The sequence below is a fragment of the Bacillus sp. AFS037270 genome (assembly GCF_002585305.1).
Genome location: NZ_NUNF01000007.1, coordinates 65612 through 85653, shown reverse-complemented (window position 1 = coordinate 85653; position 20042 = coordinate 65612). Strand labels below are relative to the sequence as shown.

The 20042-nt window shown below is 38.9% G+C and carries 17 protein-coding genes; 6 read left to right on the top strand and 11 right to left on the bottom strand.

Going from position 1 to position 20042, the window contains the following annotated elements; translation table 11 throughout:
* Positions 1-28: 28 nt before the first annotated feature.
* The 3 genes from COD92_RS03155 to COD92_RS03145 are packed head-to-tail and all read right to left on the bottom strand — an operon-like array spanning position 29 to position 4397.
* Entirely contained in the window at positions 29-2236 is a 2208-nt protein-coding gene (locus COD92_RS03155) for a DUF4129 domain-containing transglutaminase family protein (RefSeq protein ID WP_098532238.1), read from the bottom strand.
* Positions 2233-3453 (bottom strand): DUF58 domain-containing protein, encoded by a 1221-nt coding sequence (locus tag COD92_RS03150; protein ID WP_098532239.1) that lies wholly within the window; start codon positions 3451-3453, stop codon positions 2233-2235. Before COD92_RS03150 ends, COD92_RS03155 begins: the two co-directional genes overlap by 4 nt.
* Before the next feature lie 2 nt (positions 3454-3455).
* Positions 3456-4397 (bottom strand): AAA family ATPase, encoded by a 942-nt coding sequence (locus COD92_RS03145; protein ID WP_483295668.1) that lies wholly within the window; start codon positions 4395-4397, stop codon positions 3456-3458.
* Positions 4398-4818: 421 nt separating this feature from the next.
* Between COD92_RS03145 and COD92_RS33235 the strand changes: the two genes are divergently transcribed.
* Positions 4819-4992, top strand: a complete 174-nt coding sequence (locus COD92_RS33235) for a Ger(x)C family spore germination C-terminal domain-containing protein (RefSeq protein WP_368731452.1) — start codon at positions 4819-4821, stop codon at positions 4990-4992.
* A gap of 50 nt (positions 4993-5042) precedes the next feature.
* Here COD92_RS33235 and COD92_RS03140 read toward each other — a convergent pair whose 3' ends face one another.
* Together COD92_RS03140 and ypfJ are read right to left on the bottom strand one after the other, a co-directional pair.
* Positions 5043-6287, bottom strand: coding sequence for an SH3 domain-containing protein (locus tag COD92_RS03140; protein ID WP_098532241.1), 1245 nt, complete (start codon positions 6285-6287; stop codon positions 5043-5045).
* Between the two features lie 240 nt (positions 6288-6527).
* A complete protein-coding gene (gene ypfJ, locus COD92_RS03135; protein ID WP_098532242.1) occupies positions 6528-7358 on the bottom strand; it encodes a KPN_02809 family neutral zinc metallopeptidase in 831 nt (276 codons plus the stop codon).
* 260 nt (positions 7359-7618) lie between these two features.
* Between ypfJ and COD92_RS03130 the strand changes: the two genes are divergently transcribed.
* Positions 7619-10006 carry a M14 family zinc carboxypeptidase gene (locus COD92_RS03130; RefSeq protein ID WP_098995895.1) on the top strand — a complete coding sequence of 796 codons (2388 nt, stop codon included), beginning with the start codon at positions 7619-7621 and terminating at the stop codon, positions 10004-10006.
* Between the two features lie 47 nt (positions 10007-10053).
* Here COD92_RS03130 and citG read toward each other — a convergent pair whose 3' ends face one another.
* The 6 genes from citG to citC all read right to left on the bottom strand — a co-directional run bounded on the left by citG (position 10054) and on the right by citC (position 15409).
* Positions 10054-10917: a triphosphoribosyl-dephospho-CoA synthase CitG gene (citG, locus tag COD92_RS03125; protein WP_098532244.1), complete on the bottom strand. Its 864-nt coding sequence runs from the start codon at positions 10915-10917 to the stop codon at positions 10054-10056.
* Between the two features lie 114 nt (positions 10918-11031).
* Positions 11032-11562, bottom strand: a complete 531-nt coding sequence (gene citX / locus COD92_RS03120) for a citrate lyase holo-[acyl-carrier protein] synthase (protein ID WP_098532245.1) — start codon at positions 11560-11562, stop codon at positions 11032-11034.
* 1 nt (position 11563) lies between these two features.
* On the bottom strand, positions 11564-13114 hold the full coding sequence (citF, locus tag COD92_RS03115; protein WP_098995894.1) for a citrate lyase subunit alpha: 1551 nt from the start codon (positions 13112-13114) through the stop codon (positions 11564-11566).
* Positions 13107-14009, bottom strand: coding sequence for a citrate (pro-3S)-lyase subunit beta (citE, locus tag COD92_RS03110; protein ID WP_098995893.1), 903 nt, complete (start codon positions 14007-14009; stop codon positions 13107-13109). Before citE ends, citF begins: the two co-directional genes overlap by 8 nt.
* Before the next feature lies 1 nt (position 14010).
* Entirely contained in the window at positions 14011-14325 is a 315-nt protein-coding gene (gene citD, locus COD92_RS03105) for a citrate lyase acyl carrier protein (protein WP_098532248.1), read from the bottom strand.
* 16 nt (positions 14326-14341) lie between these two features.
* A complete protein-coding gene (gene citC, locus COD92_RS03100) occupies positions 14342-15409 on the bottom strand; it encodes a [citrate (pro-3S)-lyase] ligase (RefSeq protein ID WP_255286764.1) in 1068 nt (355 codons plus the stop codon).
* 306 nt (positions 15410-15715) lie between these two features.
* On the opposite strand from citC, the gene COD92_RS03095 reads away from it, so the two are divergent.
* The 4 genes from COD92_RS03095 to COD92_RS31760 all read left to right on the top strand — a co-directional run bounded on the left by COD92_RS03095 (position 15716) and on the right by COD92_RS31760 (position 19999).
* On the top strand, positions 15716-17293 hold the full coding sequence (locus COD92_RS03095; RefSeq protein WP_098532250.1) for an ATP-binding protein: 1578 nt from the start codon (positions 15716-15718) through the stop codon (positions 17291-17293).
* 19 nt (positions 17294-17312) lie between these two features.
* The gene (locus COD92_RS03090; RefSeq protein ID WP_098995892.1) at positions 17313-18017 is read left to right on the top strand and encodes a response regulator; all 705 of its coding nucleotides are present in this window, start codon (positions 17313-17315) and stop codon (positions 18015-18017) included.
* 380 nt (positions 18018-18397) lie between these two features.
* Positions 18398-19753, top strand: a complete 1356-nt coding sequence (locus tag COD92_RS03085; RefSeq protein WP_098532252.1) for a 2-hydroxycarboxylate transporter family protein — start codon at positions 18398-18400, stop codon at positions 19751-19753.
* 87 nt (positions 19754-19840) lie between these two features.
* A complete protein-coding gene (locus COD92_RS31760) occupies positions 19841-19999 on the top strand; it encodes a hypothetical protein (protein WP_176541337.1) in 159 nt (52 codons plus the stop codon).
* Positions 20000-20042: the final 43 nt, after the last annotated feature.

The following is a 20042-nucleotide window of genomic DNA, read 5'->3' as shown; positions in this document are numbered from 1 at the left end:
TTATTGTAACAATAAGGCGTTTTTCCGGTCAAGCGATTGTCTTTTTAATTAAATTTTCCCACAATTCACGCGTTTCTTTCCAAGTTCCTTTTGGCAGACTTTGATGATAAAGATATTGTTCATAGCGTGCGGTTAAACGGGTCATTTCTCTTGTTGAAAAAAACGTATCAATATAACGTGCATAACTTTGAAGGGTTTGATTTCCTTTTCGCTTTAAACCATAACGCTCTAACTGATTTAATAATATCAGATACGCAGAGCCAAAGTTTTCATCCTTTTTCTTGTATTTATAAAAGAACAAGATCCCATATGGAGCCCATCGTCCACGTAAGCGGTAAAGAAGGACCGCTATTCCCGCTAATAGAAGAGTAATTAAAAGAATCTTTCCCCAATGCAGTTTTACCTTATTCATAAATGTTTCCTTCCAATTGGATTGGTTAGAATTCTTCTTTGCCATTGTAGGATTTTTCTCTTCCTTCTGCGTTTTTTTTACGGATGAGGGTATAATTGGCTGGTTACTTACGACCGAATCCCCTTCCACATCATAATTGATATTAACTTCATTGGAAAAGCCTACCGTCGGCTCAAATGGCACCCAGCCTAAATTGGGGAAAAAGACCTCTACCCATGAATGGGCATTATTATTGGTAACTTCATAAAACTGCTTGGAAGAGCCCTCATCACCGTATGCCTTAAACTCACCACCAGTGTAGCCCTTTACCCAGCGTGTAGGAATGCCGATTGTTCTCAGCACGACCGCCATAGAAGTTGAAAAGTTATCACAGTAGCCTCTTTTTGTTTCGAACAAGAATTGATCGACATAATCATCCTTCTCACCCGGAACTGCAGCATTTTTCTGATCATAAATATATCCAGTATTACCAAAATACTCTTCAACTGCCTTTGCCTTGTCATACCAGTTTGTCTTTCCCTTTGTAATTTCTTCTGCCAATTCTTTTACCCGCGGCGGCAAATCATTTGGCACCATCGTATATTTTTCATAAAAAGCCCTGTTCATCTCTGCAGGAAACGCAGTTGTCTTCAATAACTCAGAAGCTTTATATTTTGGAATATCAAATTCAACGGTAAAGGATTGGGGTACCACAGGTTGCTGATTGCTAGTAACAAAGCTAATTTTCTCATTGTTTCCATCGATTAAAAACTCATTTGTATTTTGGTTAGAAGGCTGTATAGATAATACCTTAGTAACCCCTGCTGGATACATGACATAATTAAATTTATAACTGCCGTTCAAAATCACACGGGCCGTTTCTTTTATTTTTTCGACTTCGGCCGGAATCGAATAAATAGGAACAAGACCACCTTTTTTAAAAGTTCGAAATGTTGATCCAGACGCAATCCAGCCCTTCCCCGTATACATATCCTTCGTTTCCATTTTCCAATAGTTTTCCCCATTGCCTTCATAGGCAAATACAGCCTGGTCATCCCCAACAAATGGACCTCCTAAGGCTGTATCATCGGTACTATACCCGATTCGGTGCGGACCTGCTCCATGACTGGATGTACCTGCCTTGTCGTTGCTAGCCGTCAGATACGGAACGGGATCCGGCCAGATTGGCGCCGCTTTAGGTGCAGCTATCCCAACCAAAACACTGAAAAAAATCATCACGGATAGGGGAATCATCCACTTTCGAATCACTCCTGCGTCATAATGAACCTTCTCTTTTTGGATGATTCGGTAAAAGGTCAGCATCCCCATAACCGCAAACCCCGCCACAACCGTTCGAATAATAGCTGTTTTCGCACTATAGGTTGTAAACGTATCTAGTACCGTTATATAGACCAGTGTCATAAAGAAAAAGATAAAGATCCGCTGTTTTCTTAAAAGCCAGTAGTGAATTAAGTAAACCATTAACCCTAGCAGGAGAAAAAACAAAAGGGTTCGGAATTCATTTGATAGGTTGTACCACTGTCTGCCAATAAGGTAGCGGATATTATCTATACAATCCATCATGAAGGACGACAACCAACTGATGGTAAAAAGTCCTTCCTCATAGTGCAGATGATGGATAGAAAATAGGATAAAAATGAGCATCAGGGTCGATTGCCAAATTACCTTGAGATTTAGAAAGGATGCAGTAAAAGAAATAATTAAAAAAATAATAAAGATGCCCATATTACTAGTATCGGTTAATTGGTTGACCGGACGAAGCCATTCCCATAATAAGAAAAAACTGAATACGTATAAAAGAAACGTAGGAATATCCCTTTTCATACTCGTAAGCTCACCTCCGAAAAGGCTGACCTTTGCTCGCCTTCATTAACCATGACGACTCGAATTCCGCGGGCATTGGCAACAGCGATCAGAGAACGTTCATTGTCTGAGGCTGTTTCCTTTTTCCCTTTGATAAGAAAAAGGGTGATTGAACCTTTCCTTTGCCCAAGAAAACTTATCTTTTCAATTAATGGTTTTGTCAACTGAGCCGTGACCAGTATAAAGGATACGGTTTGCTGAATAAACAGCCCCTCTGCTTCAATAACCTTTTCAAACGTCTTTAAGCTTTTCCCCTCGATTTTAGCCAAATGATAAAAGAGTTGTCTAAGGTGTGGTTCTCCCCCGCTAATAGGAAAGTATGCCCTGTCTTTACTAAAGGTTAAGAATCCTGTCTGTGCACCCTTCTTTAAAACAGCTCGAACGAGTGAAGCCGTATAGGATACAACTGCTTCAAAGCACTTATCAGGTGCACAGTCCATAATCACAAACACATCGTGTGATTGGCGCTGTTCAAATTCCTTTGTCATGATTTCGTTTCTCTTAGCTGACGCTTTCCAATTAATCCAAGAAACACGGTCTCCTGGCTGGTAATCTCTTACCCCAACCGCCATGGAGGTATCACGCTGGACCCGTTCTCTCGATGCAGTTAGGCCTTGATCGTATTGGTTCTCAAATGGCTGGTAAAACAGCTCGGAATAAGCAGGATAGACAATGACTTTCCCTTCTTGAGTAAAGGTTTTTTCTTTTTCAAATAACCCTAGAGGATCGCCAATTTTAAGTGTAAAAGAACGAAAAAAATGTTCACCGCGCGGCAGTTCATCGATGATATATTCATAAGAAAATTCTTTTTTCAAACCTGGCAGGATAAGGGCCTTTGCTTTTTTACGTTGTTGAGCTGATTTTAATGGTTCATCCAATTGATCTTCGATAAGTAGAAAGAATAAGGGAAAGGCTTTCGTTCGCTTTACCTTTACGGTTACCTTTAAGGATTCCCCGTCATTGAAATCACTCTTTGGCAAAATCCTTGTGACTTCCAATTCATTTAATGAATATAGGGATAATGCAATGCAATAAATAGCAAATGGTAAAAAGCTATAAAATAAAAACCAGCTGACAAATCCTCCTTCGAACATGGCATACGAAAACGTGAGGAGAATCAGAATAAGTAAGAGAATAAATCTCCATATTTTTTTAAAAAGAATCGACTGTCCTATCATGATTACTTCACAAGCCTTTGAACCGGTACAGGTACTCTTGCAATTACACCGTTGACAATTTCTTCTGCTGTGATCCCCTCAAATTTTGCCTCTGACTTCAAAATAATACGGTGTGATAAAACAAATTGAGCTAAATACTGAATATCATCCGGCAGACAAAAGTCACGGTTATACATAAACGCATAGGCCTGGGCAGCTTTCATAAGGGCAATCGATCCCCTTGGACTTGCCCCAAGATAGACGCTGCCATGCCCTCTTGTCCTGTTGACAATATCGACTATGTAACGCTTTATTGTATCATCGACAAAAACATTTTTAATTTCATTCTGGAGACTAATCAATTCTTCGAGGTTAATCACTGGTGTAAGCTCCTCAATCGGCGGTATCTTTTGGGCCCGGTTGAGGACTTCCATTTCCTCTTGCAAATCTGGGTAGCCCATTTTCATCTTTAGCAAGAAGCGATCAAGCTGCGCCTCGGGAAGTGGATACGTCCCCTCGTACTCAATTGGGTTTTGTGTAGCCATTACAAAAAAGGGCCGGTTCAATTTATGGGTCACACCATCAATGGTAACGCTTGCTTCTTCCATCCCTTCTAGGAGTGCGGATTGAGTTTTCGGTGATGTGCGATTGATTTCATCAGCTAGGATAATGTTTCCCATGAGAGGACCCGGACGAAATTGAAATTCCAGTTCTTTTGGATTGTATATGGATACACCCGTTACGTCGGACGGTAAAAGATCCGGTGTGAATTGGATCCTTCGAAAGTTGGCATTGATGGACGTGGCGAGGGCACGAACCATCATCGTTTTTCCGACACCAGGGACGTCTTCAAGTAACACATGTCCGCCGGCAAGCAGTGCCACTAAACTTAATTCTGCGACATTCCGTTTTCCAATCATCACCTTTTCAATGTTATCTATTATTCTTTCAATTGTCGGATTCATTTGCTCCTGTGACAAACGGACTCCTCCTTTTCATAAAAAAGAGCGAATTTTTGGCATCATCTATATGTATTCTAGCTAATGTAAAATAAATCCTTTTAGGAATAACACAGAATATTCAATGCTGGTAGTTTAGAATCATCTACCAACCATTTGGATAATTGTTGGATTTTTATAAAAAATGACTATAACCCCTACATCCAAGTTGTTCATATCAGCACAGATGTTTATGCCTATTATCAAAATAATATTCCGACTATAGATGTAGAGATTAAACTTGAAGGTTTTATTATCGGCGTACAGTCCCCTTTTAATCTAGGGTGACATAATGGCTTATGAAAAAGTAGAAGATATGGTCATCAAAAGGGTAAGCAAACATATTGAATCCATTATAAAATTGGTTCAAAACAAGTATTAAGTAGACATTTTTGAATTCGGGGAAGTTATGAATAGACAACATACTAAACAACTTGAGGCGGTTAAAAACTGGAATGGAGAGTTTGCACGTGCGGATATCCATGTAAAGGTTAATTCAATCTTGAGGCGTTCCTTAATTCAGCGGAAGTCTTTCCTTAAGTTGCAGGCGTGTCATAGATAAAGACCCTATAGTTTATAATCTATAGGGTCTTTATCCATAAGAATGGACGTTTATTGAAGGGATATTAAATTTAATTGTTGGCCCCTTACTCCTTCCAGCGTGAGGGTAACTTTTTTCCCTTGGGCTTTTTTTAATTCATCAATCAACTTTCCTGTTGCTTTTGCATTATAAGCGCGGCCTTCAGTCGTGATAAAACGAAATGTTCCTTTAGAATCCACCCTGCCTATTTCGGCCTCAACCTTGACTTGATTTGGTTTTGATACGGCGGCAGGAATATTAATTTTTTGCCCAATTTTCAATTTAGTTGGCTCTATAGCTGGATTCAGTTTTTGTATGGATGCTATCGTTATTCCACGCGCCCTAGCTATTTTTGTAAAGGTATCACCCGCCTTTATCACATAAACAGATGAGGTTGAATTTGTGTTAGCTTGTTCTTTACTCGTAAGATAAGTTTCACTGACGAATGCCTTTTTCCCATTGAAGTTAATCTTTGCCCAGCCATTCGTACTTGATATCACCAACACTTGATCATTATAATGTAACGAGTCTAACACAGCACTGCTAGTTGTGGCTCCTTCTCTCACCCGTAATGAAGAGGCGGTTACATACATGATCTTAGCTTTTGATTCAGGTATAGATGTTTCTACTTTTTCTGGGTTTATTAAATAATCTGCACTTACGAAGCAGACCCGTCCATTAATCAGGATGCCAGCCCAGCCGTTTTCTACAAAAGAAACCTTCACAATATCACCTTTTTTATATTTCCCAATAATACTGCTTTCAGTGGTTGGTTGAGACCGTACGTTTAAGGTTGTGGCAGTGACAGTTCTGTCTTCAACCTTTGGCAGTAAAATCTTCTTGCCCGTAATAGAGGTCAGACCATTTGCAGCCAATATTCCTTGAACGGTCACCCCGTGTTTGGCTGCGATTTCCTCAATTTTTTCATTATTTTTCACCTGGTACGTGTATTCCTGAATATAAGCTGCATTCGCATTAATGGTATATAGTCCAAGAACTACTGTAAAAATCCCCGTGACAATAAGTCTTTTTATTGGATTCTTTTGAATCCATTGTTGAACCTGTTTTACATATGTATGTAAATTTTCACTTATATCTTTTAATAAACCTCTAACATCCAATACATTACGTATATCAAACAAATGGACGTTTTTATAATATTCACGTTTTTCCATTCTTGTGGTAAAAACCGGGACAGGTTTGATCTGTTTGTTTTTTCCGTATGTTTCCTTTCTACTTAGTATAAATTCCCCAGTTGTATGTATTTCATTATTCATAATTAAACTTTTCTCCTATCTTTCTATGAAGTTTAAGTATTTGCCCCACCATTAATTTCCTCTATATGAACTATCTACCTATTAGTAAAGTTCGACTTTCCTCTAAATTTTCTGTCCATATTTCGAGTTTTTTCTACAAATTTTTATAATAAATACCCTAACTTATAAAAAAAGAAGATGAATCGTCAGAATATGCAGGCATTCCAGATTCATCTTCTAATATCTAAGTATGGCTTGAGTTTAAAGATTTGCCGCGTTAAATGTGTCCCCGCCCTCAATAGTGCCGGTCTTAAACCCTTTATTAAACCAACGCATTCTTTGCTCAGAGCTTCCATGGGTAAAACTCTCAGGAACCACATAGCCCTGTGCTTTTTTCTGAATATTATCGTCACCAACAGAGTTAGCTGCATTTAATGCCTCTTCCAAGTCACCCTTTTCAAGGTATCCCTTCCCCTGCGCGTAGTGAGCCCAAACACCGGCCAAATAGTCTGCCTGTAATTCATACCGGACAGAGTACTCATTTGTTCGCTTCCTGGCTGCGGAAACTTGATCTCCCGAATGCAAAAGCGTCTGTACATGGTGACCTACCTCATGGGCAATGACGTAGGCCATCGCAAAATCACCTGGTGCTTGAAATTTGTCTTTCAGTTCCTGATAAAAACTCAAATCAATGTAAAGCTTGTGGTCACCTGGACAATAAAACGGACCCACAGCTGCACTTTGAGATCCACAAGCTGATTGGACACTGCCGCTGTACAAAACGAGCTTAGGGTTTTCGTAGGTGAGGCCTCTTTTTTTAAATTCCTCAGACCATATATCTTCTGTATCTGCCAGAACGACAGAGACAAAATCCGCTTGTTCCTTTTCTTTTGCAGTTTCTTGGTATGGAGTATTGGTGTCAGAAGCATTATTTGTTGTCATGTTGTTCATTATATCCCCGGGATTTCCCCCAAGAAGTGTAAAGAGGAGCACGATGATGATACTGCCTATCCCTCCTCCAATAATGGTTTTGCCGCCAATTCCTCTACGGTCTTCAACATTCGAGCTTTCGCGTCTTCCCTTCCATTTCATTATTTTACCTCCCTAAAAATGATAGCGGGTTGCCATTTACTATTTCTATAGTGTTATACCCATTTAGGAGTATTAAAAGTAGTATATATTCTGAAATTTATCATGTTAATACTCGTTACCATTTTCCTATCTTTATTATCCAATTTACCCAAATTAAGGAAAATAGTAGGTTGTTATTTTAATGAATATAATAATAGAATAGTAATGTATATAAAATACATAAAAAATAATATATATACAAAATTAGGAGGTAAATAGGTGTGAATAAAAAGAAAAAGAAAAAGGCCGTTGCCGGTTTGCTGGTTGCGACTCTTGTTACCACTATTCCATGGACAACAGGTTTTGCCGAGGGACAAAAGTGGACAAACGTTAATGCATACGAAGAACAGGATGGAAGCAAGTTTAATAGTGAAAACTATGATTTTGTGAAGTTCTCGCAAATAGGCGCGAAGCTGAGCAGCATCGAGAAACAATCCAACCGTGTGAAAGTGGAGGTTCGCGGAACATCAGCAGATGGTAATCCTCTATATGTGGTAACCATTGCCGATCCAACCACCCAAGGAAAGTTTGGTAAAATACAATCTTTACGAAAACAAATGTTTAAAAATCCAGGCAAGGCCCAGGATTGGATTGCCGCTAACCCGGATTTTAAGGTTCCGGTTATGATTAACGGTTCTATCCATGGAACTGAATTTGTAGGAAGCGATGCTGTTCTTCAGCTAATTGAACGCTTTGCTACACAGAATGATGCCGAGACCAAAAAGATTTTAGCCAACAATATTCTTATATTTAATGTTGTTCAAAATCCTGACGGCCGTGTCAATGCGACACGTTTTAATGGGGAAGGAATTGACTTAAACCGCGACTTCATTACGCAGTCACAACCGGAAACACAGGAAACCGTTGCACTGATTAAAGAGTGGAATCCAATGGTATTCCTTGATACACATGGATATGTAAAGAACTATGCTCCAAACCGTCAAGGGTTAATCGAACCTTGTACACCGCCGCATAATCCAAACTATGAATATGACCTTTATAATAAGTGGGCTTATCAGCAGGCAGAAGCAATGGAAGCAAACATTATGGCAGATAACGCTAGTTTTAAAGGCGATCTTTACAAGACCATGCAAGGCGTTTACGTTCCACAGCGTGATGACTCAGCCGGCTGGGATGACTATCCGCCAATTTTCACTCCAATGTATGCCATGTATCATGGTGCCTACGGACATACACTAGAAGCGCCGACCAACGATTGGGATGGTGTCCGCTGGCAGTATGATGCCATTATGGGTGCACTGAAATTCGCAACAGAGAATAAGCAAGCAATGATTACCTATCAAATTGAAATGTTTAAACGGGGTATCAATTTTGATCATCCATTCCATCCGGAAGGCTTCTTCCCGAAAGCATATATCCTGCCGGTTGATGAAAAGGATCCAACTGTAACGGATAAAGCCGTTACTCATTTGCTAAAAAATGATATTGAAGTGGTTCAGGCAGCAAAGGATTTTACTGCAGATGGAAAAACATATCCTAAAGGAACTTATATTGTAAAAATGGATCAGGCTAAGGCTGGGTTGGCCAACACCATACTTTGGGATGGTGAAGACATCACCAATGATACACCAGCCATGTATGATATTTCAGCATGGAGTCTGCCAGAACTTTGGGGATTTGAGGCGGTTCCTACACAAACTTCCGTCGATGTTACATCAACTAAAGTAACTCAAGTTACAGAACAAGGTTCTGTTATTGGTAAGGGACCATTCTTAATTCCTAACAGTTCCGTGAAAGCAGTGAATCTAGCAAATGCATTGTTACAACAAGGCGTAGCTGTAAAGCGTGATGCAAAAGGTAACTTCTATACTGAAGCAGCAGCAAATGAAATTTCTGCAGCCGTGAAAGCGTCCGGATTAAAGATCGAATCAACAGCCAAGGTACCTGCGGATGCGGTTGCTTTATCAAGCCTAAAAGTAGCCATTTTGAAGGATGGCGGTATGGGCAAACAACAATCCCACAGTGGAACTAAACTTGCTCTTAAGCATCTTGGCTTTGATGTGACTGAGGTAACACCAGTTGAGGTAGCGGAGAAAAGGCTTAATAGATTTGATGTATTTGTTTACAGCGGGACAGAAAGCCTTATTTCAACAAACTTATCTGCTGCAAACAAAGAATTTGGCTTCCAGAATGCTGGCCAGCTTGATTTATTCAAAGCTAACGTGAATGCTTTTATAAACAAGGGCGGTAAGTATATTGCCGTGGGTGCTGGAGCATCTAGAGCAACGAAAACACTCGGACTTACAGATGATACAATTAATACCGGCGGATCTAATAGCAATGGAATTGTAAAGGTAGATTATGAGGGGACTGGTGTCACTGCAGGATATACTCAGAATGATCTAGGCTTCGTCTATCGTCCAGTTTGGTATACGGGGACTGACAATGATAAGGTCGTTGCAAACCTAGCAAACTCTGAGGATTTCTTCATAGCAGGTCACTGGGCAGGTAATGCCGCTGCCAAGGGGCAGGCTGTCATTGTTAAGGAACAGACTAAGGATGTAACCCTAATCGGATTAGAAGCAGGCTTCCGTGATCATACTGATTACTTATTCCGCCTCCTATCTAATGCTATTTTTGAAAAATAAGAATACAGCGAAGGCCTGGTTCCAAGTAGGAGCCAGACCTTTTTTAGCTAATTTGAGAGGAGATCAAAGATAACTGTTACAGCCAAAAGATCCGCTGAACCTCCAGGGCTTATATTTCTCATAATGAATTCCCTGTCCATTTCATATACCATCTGCACGCCTTCTTTTATTAACATTCCGCCGGAATCAAGTACCCTTTGGGAATAATGATGAACAAATTCCAGAGTTTTTAAATCATGTCTTGCAACAATATTAGTATCTTCGTTTACAGCCATTAGATGGAGAAGCGTGTGAACCAAGATATCATTCCAATGTAAAGTCTTCATTGATTTTAATTTTGTTAATACAGGGAGAGAGTAATTTCGCACCGTCGGAAAACCATTTTCCACCTCACCGCGTATACCTTTAAGTCCATAATTCTGATAAAGTTTTTCTCCATATGTTAGGTCTTCGGTCTTGTTCAAGTAGGTGAGTTCCCTCATACATAAACCTTGTGTCATTTGGGAAACTTTTCTACAAATTGTTTCTGTATCAACATTTTTGTTTTTGCTTTCTATCATGCAGCAAGAAGCTGCAGCACAGATAATACCTAAAGAAAAAATCAGACCTTTATGGGTATTGACGTTATTTGTTGCCTCAAACATTGCCTTTTCAGCTTCCATTCCAATAGTTCTTAAAGCTTTAAACAGTTCTTGTGGATTTTTCCCAGAATATTTTACTCCCTCCGAAACACATTCATTGAAGTAATTACTCAAGGCTGCACCGCTGGCCATAAAAGTAAAAAAATCCATATCTTTATGTGCTCCCGCGTTGAATCTGTCTACTAATCCAGGCTTAGGACTTGCAGAAACCTCATAGAGTAAAGAAAGCAGTGCTTTTTGCGAAATGGTTTGTATCCACTGATTAACCATCTACCATGTTTCTCCTTCCACCTATCCAAAATCATCAAAAAAGAACGGCCAAACTCGACAAAATGCGGTAGTTTACCAACAGAAAGTTTATCGAAGTTTGACCCTATAATATACTTAAGGTACAAGATTTAAATATGAATCTACCATACTTTTAATCTTCTGCATTAGTTCCTCGATTGTATGCTTTCTGCTCCGTCCACATCCATGGGCATCTGCATGACAGAGCAGGCATTTCCGATTAGAATTACCAAAGTTCTCCCTTGAAATGGGAATCCCGTCCACTCCAATCACATCCAGATCAAATAGCCGCCCTAGAGGATGCTCATTCTCAATTTCAAGCATTAAAGCTTTTAATTTCCGTTGATCCTTATTTACAACATAGTACACCTCAAACCCAGTATTGTAGTGGTTGGTTTCATAGTATACTATTGAGGAGCCAGCCTCTTTGAGTTTATTTGCTAGTGCATTACTGCCCTCTAAAAATATAATTGTGCTCTCAGGTGTTATCTTTACTGGACCCGGTATATTGATAGTGAAAGAAATCAAAGGAAGATTGTAATTCTCAATTAATTCCTTCTGATGGGCAGCTCTATATTCGCGAGCTGTTAATAATTGCTCAAGGGTTACCTCTTTGGCTTCTGTCATTTTAAAATTCCTTTTTCACTTGATGAATCACATCGATAACTGATCCATCCCTATACTTAACGACACCGATAATTTTATCTTCAACTTTAATCTGTTCTGGAACTCCGACAATTTGATTTGCCTTAGCCTTCAGTTCTTCAATGGACATGACCGGCAAGCTTGCTTTTTTAAGATTTTGATATAAATCCTGTCTTTTAGGGTTAACAGCAATTCCTTGGTCTGTTACCAGCACATCGATTGAACAGCCTGGCGTTACTATCGTATGAACTCTGTCAAGAATGGATGGCATTCTGCCCCTGATAAGTGGTGCCACAATAATGGAACATGCCGCTCCTGCTGCTGAATCACAGTGTCCCCCTGAAGCACCGCGTATAACTCCGTCAGAACCTGTGATAACATTCACATTAAAATCCAGATCGATTTCTAATGCACTTAATACGGTTATATCTAATTGATTAACAGCACTTCCTGGATTATCAGGGCTAGCATAATACTCCGCACAAATTTGCTGATGAAAACGGTTGTTTTTAAGGGAAGCGACCGCTTTGAGATCAAATCCTTGGACATCCAATAACTTTTTAATCAGTCCTTCCTCATGGAGGTCAACCATTTGGCCAGTTATTCCGCCCAATGCAAAGCTTGCTTTAATGTTTCGCTCAATCATTTTTTCTCTTAAAAACCTTGTAGCAGCCAGCGAAGCCCCTCCTGAACCGGTTTGCAGAGAAAACCCATCTTCAAAATAGCCCGAAGCAGCAATCACATCAGCAGCACTCTGAGCAATTAACAGGTCTTTAGGGTTCTTGGTAAACCGGGTTGCACCCGACACAATTCCTTTCGGATCACCAATTGAATTCACAACTACGATATAGTCGACATGAGATTCAGGTATACCAAAAGGAGTATTAGGGTATTCAACCAAATGATCTGTGATTAGAACAACTTTTTTGGCATATTGGGCATCAACCTTTGCATATCCCAACGAGCCGCATTCTGATAATGCTGAATTATCCCTGGAATATCCATTGGCATTGCCGGCAGGGTCACAAGAAGGTACCCCTAAAAAGGCAACATCAATCGGTAATTCTCCTGAGGCAATTGCCCGGGCTCTGCCACCATGGGAATTGATTACGACTGGAATGTTCATCAAACCATTTGATATAGCATCAGCCAATTCGCCCCTTAAGCCGCTAGTTTCAATTCTGCGAATGACTCCAGTTTTTATATGGTTAATTAATGGTGCATGGATATCTGCAAGAGAACTTGGTGCGATGGTAAGATCCTGAATTCCCATTCTGGCAATCGTATTCAACACCATATTAATGATATAATCACCATTTCGGAAATGATGATGGAAGGAAATCGTCATTCCATCTTTTAACCCTGTTTCGCGAATGGATGTCTCTAGAGAATCAAGAATTTTATTCCGGTCAGAATTTCTCTGGCGATGTTTGGACTGTTGTGTATTTTTCACCACACCTTTTGAATCAAAAAGCTGCAGAGTTCCAAGTCCGAAAATCTCTTCAGGTATTGTACGTCCAATTATATTAAACATATTGCAACATCTCCTCAACGCAAACTCTATTTACCGCCTTAGCTAGTTCAAGTACTCTGTATGCTCTCTCAATAATTGGCTTGTCAATCATTTTGCCGTTCAAGCTGATAACACCCGACCCTTTTCTTTCCGCTTCTTTAGCTGCCTCGATAATCGTGATGGATTTCTTAATTTCAGTTTCCGTTGGAGAATAGATCTCGTGCACAAGATTAATTTGACGTGGGTTAATAAGCGATTTTCCATCAAACCCCAACTGTTTAATAAGTTTGACTTCTTGAATAAAACCTTCTTCATCATCCACATCAGAAAAAACCGTATCCAGAGCATCTATACCTGCAGCCCGTGCAGCAAAAAGGATTTGACTTCTTGCTGTCATTAATTCAATGCCTTCTTTCGATCTTGTTGTTTTTAAATCTGTTACAAAATCCTCTGCACCAATGGCAATCCCAATTAACCGTTTACTAGCTGTTGCAATCTTATAGGCGTTAATAACCCCTAACGCACTTTCAATCGCTGCCATTAGCTTGATGGTTCCACTTACCATTCCAGCTGCTCTTTCAATTTGCGTAATTAATTGATCCGCTTCCTCTACATCTTCCGGTTTTTCAGTTTTAGGAAGACGGATGGCATCAGGTTTTGCTCTGACTATAGCTTCAAAGTCATCTTTACCATACGGAGTATCTAGGCCATTGACGCGGACAAGGATTTCCGTCCGTCCATAATCCATTGTTTTCAGAGCTTCATAGACTAATAATCTTGCTGAATCTTTCTCGTGAAGAGACACAGAATCTTCAAGATCAAACATGATGGAGTCTGCTCCATAAATATTTGCATCCCTGATCATACCTGGATTGTTTCCTGGAACATATAACATACTTCTTCTTAGTCTGCCCATTTTAGTTCGCCTCCCATGGAAAACAATCATGATGGGTAGCCCTGCTTACAGCTGCCCATACTCGGGCACGTATTGTACAATCCAAAGCCCCTTTATCTTTCGCAACAACAAGCGCATCCTCTACTCCTAGTTCTTGCAGCGTTTCTAAAATGACCTTCTTGATCTGTTTGCCAAATTGATTTTCAACAGTACTTTTTAGTTCAAGTTCAATTCCTCTGCCTTCATTCTTTTCAATGTGTATTGTGATATCACTTGACTCAAGGGTTCCTGCAATCCCTACTTCTTCAATCTTTACTCTTTCTTGTAACACCAACATTTTTATCAACCTCCTATTAATAGTTTTTATGGTCTGCCTGAATCAGTTGAATGATTCTTTCAGCCTCATGTGATAAAAGAAACCGATACGTTGTTTCAGGAACCATTGTTTGCACATTAGATAGTTTTCCTTCACGGATTAATTCCCGGACTCTTGAGGCGCTGATTGGCCTTCCTCCATCCTGCATCCTCGGTATTAATTCAACCTCTATACCATTTGCAGGAAGAATCTCTTGCATGACAGTGTTATAAGCTGCCGTCACTTTGCAGTATGGTTCCTCACCTATAAATCTCTTTTGAATTCCAAGTGAGGGGGCAATATATTTCGTAAACAGTTCTATGTCTAGCTTTGCATGGGTTTCAACTATATCCTGAAATTCTTTGATAAAGTACGACGGGAATGTCGCATCGGAAATAATATAATCCCTTCCCTGATGAACAACTACATTGTCCAGTTGTTGAACTCCTTCCTTTACCAGTCGGTACCGGATTCCTGCAGGAAAACTTGACTTGTCCTCCTCAAGAACAAAAACATGCAGGGTTTGGCATTTGGCTGCTGCATACTGAATTAGGTATTGATGGCCTAATGTAAACGGATTGCAATTAACGATAACAGCTCCTACGCCTTTTCCATCTTGATTTTCAAGTAATTGGTTTTTTTTCTCCTTATTGATTTCAGTAAGATAGTTTTTTATCCCAAATGGCCGGTTCTCCAAAAGAATCACCTTTGACGGAACCTCGGCAATTGGGTAAAAGCCCAGGTCCGCAAATATATTTTTGTTCTCAGGCTTTGTATAGATAAAGAGGTGTGTCCTTCCCCTCGAGTAGGCTTCCTGGATAAGATCGGTGACAACAGCCGCAGATAAGCCCCTGTTCTGATATTGTTCATCAACGGCAATGCATTTTAAAATCCTTCCTCCTAGAGAACCGGTCGCTATAATCTTTCCTCTATCAAATAAGGCAATTGTATATTCTACCTGACGATCAAAATCCAAATTCTGCTTCTTTAAGAATTCCTCAAGTTGAATCCTTTCTGCTTTTAATTGAAAATTTATGGGTTGTTTACTAAAATCTTGATACCACATATTCCAATTCCCCATTATTTGTTAGATTGAAGGACAATATCTCAAAGTATTGAGCTCTATTATTTAACAGAAGTAACTTGCAAGCCTTTTCTTTTATATTTATTTTTTTTAATATTATAAAGACATGTTCAACACATACCTCCTTCATCAAATGTTCAAATCTATCACTTTGTCTTTTGAGTATAATTTATACTAACTCATAAAATTTTAGAGATATAGATTAGATAAATAAGCGCCAATAAGATTATTTAGACGAATTAAGTGCGTTTTGTTCATAGCAAAAAAACATCAAGAAGGGGACAAATAATGCGATTACAAACGAAGTTATCTTTATTAATTTTATCTTTGATATTACCCATCATCCTTGTATTTAGCTTTTATTTCCATTCTTTAATTTCCAATTCCTTAACCAAACAACTGGGTGATAGAGTCTTGTCCATTGCTGAAACTGTGGCTTCTATTCCCGAAGTCCGGCAAGCGTTTTCGACAAAAAAACCTTCTGAAATCATTCAACCTATAGCAGAAAAGGTTCGAAAACAAACCGGGGCTGATTTTGTCGTTGTTGGCAATACTGAAAAAATCCGTTATTCCCATCCGATTCCTGAAAGGATTGGGCAAAACATGGTAGGAAAAGATAATGATGAGGCACTAAAAGGTAAATATATAATTTCACAGGAAAGAGGTTCCTTGGGTCCGTCTTTGAGAGGAATCGTCCCTATTTACAGCCAAAAAGGTAAAATTCTTGGGATAGTCGCTGTGGGCTTTTCAATGCAAAATATTGAAGATATTACAACGAATTACCGAAATAAAATTATTTTGATTTCTGTTGGGGTTATCTTAGTTGGTATCATCGGTGCCCTCCTTATTGCACGAGGCATGAAACGCGCAATTCTTGGACTTGAACCGGAAGAAATCACCCATTTATATCAAGAAAACAAAGCAGTTTTGGAATCAGTTAAAGAAGGGATTGTCGCAGTAAATTTAGATGGGACCATTACAATGGTTAACCAAAAGGCTATTAATATGCTCCGAGTGTCAAATGAAAAAGTAGTTCTGGGCGAAAACATTCTAGATATTTCACCGTACTCCCCTTTTTTAGAAATCATTGAAAATGGAAAAGCAGTGTTTGATAAAGAATTTTATATAAATGATGAATCTTTTATCGCTAATTACCTACCAATAAAGGATGAAAAAGGTAATATAATTGGCTGGGTATCAAGTTTCCGCAGCAAATCAGAGCTATATCGTCTTACTCAAGAACTTTCACAAGTAAAACAATATTCCGAAGCCTTACGTGCCCAAACACATGAGTATTCAAACAAGCTCTATATGATTTCAGGATTGATTCAACTCCAATCCTATCAAGAAGCAGTTGAGTTTATTGCTCGTGAATTTGATATTCATCAAAACTTATTAAACTTTATTAGACAAGAAATTCCTGATGTAATGATAGGAGGATTACTCATTGGGAAATTCAACCAGGCTAATGAACTAAAAATACATCTCGATATTGATCGGGAAAGTAGTTTTAAAGAAATCCCCGAAACGGTTGAACGTGATAGTCTGACAACTATTTTAGGAAATCTGATCGATAATGCAATGGATGCAGTAATGAAACCTGGCGCAAAAGAAAAAAATATAAAAATATACTTTTCCGATTTTGGGAGGGACTTACTATTGGAGGTTGAAGATTCTGGTATAGGCATTGCATCTGAATTTCAAGATAAGATCTTTGAAAGAGGTTTTTCGACTAAAGAGGTGAAAAATCACGGTGTCGGCCTCTTTTTAGTTCAAAATATCATTAAGAAATTAAATGGATATATTTCTTATACACCTAATCCAGAGGGTGGATCTATTTTTACCGTTATTATTCCAAAATCATAGTTTATTAGGAGGATCCTACATGGCTTATCAACAACCAATAGAGGAAATTTCTGTATTAATAATAGAAGACGACGTACGAATTGCAGAAATTAACCGCAGGCTGGTCGAAAAAGTTCCTGGATATAAAGTTATTGGCATTGCTACAGACAGACAGGAGGCACAAGAACAGTTAGATATTCTTCGTCCCCACTTGGTTCTCTTAGATATTTATTTTCCTGATATGAACGGTTTAGAGTTTCTAGAAGTTATCCATCAACAATTTCATGAATCAGATGTAATTATGATAACAGCCTCCCGAGAAATTACTTCCGTCAAAGAAGCACTACGCAATGGAGTTTTTGATTTTATTGTAAAACCCTTGGTCTTTGAACGTTTGAAAAATTCTCTTGAAAAATATCAAGAATTTCGCAGTAGATTAAAAAAGATACAAACTGAAAATCAATCCATTAACCAAGAAGAAATTGACGAATTAATAAATAGACAAAAAGAGCAACTCCATTCCTATCTTCCTAAGGGAATTGATAAGATTACATTACAAAAAGTAACAGAAGTATTAAATCACTCTGAAGAAGGTCTGAATGCAGAAAGACTCGCCAAGCAAATCGGAATTAGCCGCCCCACTGCCCGCCGCTATTTAGAGTACCTGGTGGCTAAGGATCAAATTTTGGCTGATTTATCTTATGGGGATGTTGGGCGTCCTGAAAGAATTTATAGAAAAAAATAGAATAGGTGTCTAAGGGAATGGTGAATGCACCATTCCCTTATTTTTATTCACCTGCTAGTATTCTCCTACGTAATACTCGTGAACAAAAGGTTCAAAATAGACCATAATATTCTTTTTAGCTCTTATTTTTATAATATTCATTTTATAAACCTTAATTGTTATTTTATACATAGATAAATCACTATAGACGGAAAGGGGAAGATTTATGCGGTTTTTTTAACCCTCGCCTGAAAACGGTTGCAGTTCGCTTCTATTTAAAAGTTTAATCATCCAGATTTACTTTACATCGTGTGCCAAGTAATATCCATTTTCTTTACGCAGTTATCAGATCTACTAATGCATTCTAATCCATCAGTATTAAATTCATAGGAGGAACATCAATGGGACTTAAAAATGAAATACCAGTATATTCAGAGGCACAGCCGGCCGCCTCTTCGAAATTAGGATTTATAAATTATAATGTTTATGGTTTGCCTTTATGGGGATGGCTCGCGGGTGCAGCAATTTTATCTTTCAGTATCATGACTAAATCCCTCCCTGTAAACTTTGCCACAGACATCCTTGTTCTATTTGTTGTTGGATTCTTCTTTGGAAAGGTTGGCGACACCCTGCCGATTTGGAAGGACTATCTTGGTGGTGGTTCCCTGCTTGCTTTCTTAGGCGCTTCCTATTTGGTTTCTACTGGAATCATTACGAAAGATGTATCGGATGGAGTTAAGACTCTTTTCGATGAAATGGGTATGCTTGACTTCTTTATTTCCGTTATTATTACGAGCTCAATTCTTTCTATCAAGAGAAACTTTCTAGCTAAAGCCATCGGCGGCTTCATCCCATTGGTTCTCATTGGCACACTTTCCGCCTTTGTCTTGGCCATTGTTGGCGGGTTGATTGTTGGTGTAGATTATAAAGAGGTAATCATGAACTATGCTCTGCCAATTATGGGTGGAGGAAATGGCGCTGGTGCGATTCCAATGAGCCAAATTTGGGGAGAAGTGACTGGAAAGGACCCTAAAATTTGGTACTCTTCTGCTATTACAATCTTAACGATTAGTAACATTTTTGCTATTATGGTAGGTGCTCTTTTAAATGGTCTTGGAAAGAAAGTGCCGAAATGGACTGGAAATGGTGAATTAATTAAAGGCCAGGTTACGAAACAAGAAGCAAAAGAAAAAAATACTGCTTCAATGGAAGATGCTGCTTTTGGACTGTTTGTTGCTGTTGCCTTCTATGCACTATCAAATTTTGTAGGAGTAGGATTACTTCCAAAAATCGGTTCTTTCTCTATTCACCCTTATGCCTATATGGTTATTCTGTTAATCATCGCTAACGCATTGGATATCATTCCTGAACGTGCAAGAAATGGGTTAAAAAAGGTAAATGAATTTATGATGGGTAAACTATTATTCGTCTTTTTAGCAGGTGTTGGTATTACTTATACCGATTTTAGTGCACTAGTCCATGCCCTTTCCCTTCAAACAGCTGTTATTTCTTTATTTACAGTGTTTGGAGCTGTAGCTGGATGCTGGATTTTTGCGAAAGTGGTTGGATTCTATGAAATTGAAGCATCCATCGCTGGAGGTTTATGCCATGTTAACCGCGGGGGGTCAGGTGACCTTGAAATATTAGGCGCATCTAATCGAATGATCTTAATGTCCTATGCTCAGTTAGCTACCCGGCTCGGAGGAGCGATTATCCTTGTCCTAGCAAGCTTTTTCTTTGGTCTGTGGGCTAAGTAAACCAACCTAATGAGAGAAACAAGGCTTCTGAATTTATATCCTTCACAGCCTTGTTCTTAATTATATATGTATAAAGGAGAATCTACGATGTGGATTATCACTGTGTTTTCAAATGGTGAAAATATAAGAATATTTGAGTTCGACACGGAAAAAGAAGCAAGAGAAGCTTTCCATCATATTCAAGGCTATAAGATTCTTACCGAAATGGTTTGCCTTGAACCAAGTTCCTCTTTAGTAGCCATATAAATTTGTTGGTAAAGAGTTAATTATTTATCTATATGGAGTTGAT